3 protein-coding genes are annotated in these 1,298 nt (G+C 44.2%); all 3 read right to left on the bottom strand.

Annotated features, from left to right (window positions below; all coding sequences use genetic code 11):
• Window positions 1-474, bottom strand: a 474-nt coding sequence (locus AB4496_RS19065) for a sulfite exporter TauE/SafE family protein (RefSeq protein WP_372131629.1), incomplete at its 3' end; no start/stop codon positions are given.
• Window positions 464-700 (bottom strand): cbb3-type cytochrome oxidase assembly protein CcoS, encoded by a 237-nt coding sequence (ccoS, locus tag AB4496_RS19070; protein ID WP_009846712.1) that lies wholly within the window; start codon window positions 698-700, stop codon window positions 464-466. The genes AB4496_RS19065 and ccoS, both read right to left, overlap by 11 nt.
• Window positions 700-1,298 (bottom strand): HAD-IC family P-type ATPase (locus AB4496_RS19075; RefSeq protein ID WP_372131631.1); only part of this gene is annotated, 599 nt, incomplete at its 5' end. The genes ccoS and AB4496_RS19075, both read right to left, overlap by 1 nt.

A 1,298-nucleotide genomic window follows, 5' to 3' on the forward strand; every position in this document is an offset into this window, starting at 1 on the left:
TCCTGATACGGCCGCCCATGTAAGCATAGAATAAACAAGGCCACATGGTAACCACCCCCAAATGAAACCAAATGGTAGAGCGTGACTAGGATGCTTCAATGGTAGAAATGATTTACCGACAGGAGAGATATAGCGCCATAGTTTTTGTCCGACTTTTTCAAAAAACAACAAGCCGAACCACCATTTGCCAATATACAAACCTAAGACGATCATAAAGCCAGCAGCAAATAATCGCAGCCAACCTAGCAGAGCGTTAAAATCGCTTAGCTGACCTATAGAAGAAATTGCACCGCCAATCACACCGCCAATCACGGCATAGCTTAGCAAGCGTCCTAGGTTATAAAGCAGGGGAATGACAGGGGAAGGTTTACTGTTTCCAATTGAAAGAAGCGACGCAATGCCACCACACATTCCCATGCAGTGACCTGCGCCGATCAACCCAACAACAAAGGCTCCGATCCAATCAGGCGTCATCGTTCTTTTTGTCTAAGTTAGTTTGGCTTTCTACGTTAGCTTTCTCGTTCTTAACAGGTTTACTATCAGAATGGTGAAGAGCATTAGTGTCTTCATCAAACAGAATGTTGTGGCCTTGACGCTCAAGGTCTTCAAACTGCTCACTCTTAACTGCCCACAGAAATATACCGACAGCGATGCACACAAGTACGATCGCAATTGGAATAAGTATGTATAAACTTTCCATTATTTACCTTGCTCTTTTAAAAGCCTTAACGAGTTAGACACAACAATAATAGAGCTAGCAGACATGCCAACAACGGCAATGTATGGAGCAACCAAACCAGCAACAGCCAATGGAAGAATAACTAAGTTATACCCCAACGACCACGCTAAGTTTTCACGGATTATCTTACGCGTTTTAAGCGCTAATGTTCGTGATTTAAGTAATCTATCGAGTTTGTCACCCAATAACACCATATCCGCTGAGGCTTTCGCCACGTCGGTACCGCCGCCCATTGCGACAGAAAGGTGAGCACCCGCCAGAATAGGCGCATCGTTAATACCGTCACCAACCATCATGGTGATGTCACTAGCGTCTCTAGAGTTTAAATAAGCCAGTTTATCTTCCGGCTTCGCGTTAGCAACAATGTCAGTAATGCCGATCTCTTCAGCAACAGGTTTCGCGTTAATCAAAGAATCGCCAGTCAGCAGCGTGGTTTTGATTCCCGCTTCTTTGAATTGCTTAATGAACTCAATACTTTCTTTACGAATCGGGTCTTCATAAGTGAATGTTGCGGTATGTCGACCAGACATCGACAAGTAAATACCATTGCTTTCCGATG

Origin of the sequence: Vibrio sp. 10N.222.46.A1 (assembly GCF_041473595.1) — a bacterium.
Lineage (GTDB): Bacteria > Pseudomonadota > Gammaproteobacteria > Enterobacterales > Vibrionaceae > Vibrio > Vibrio tasmaniensis_A.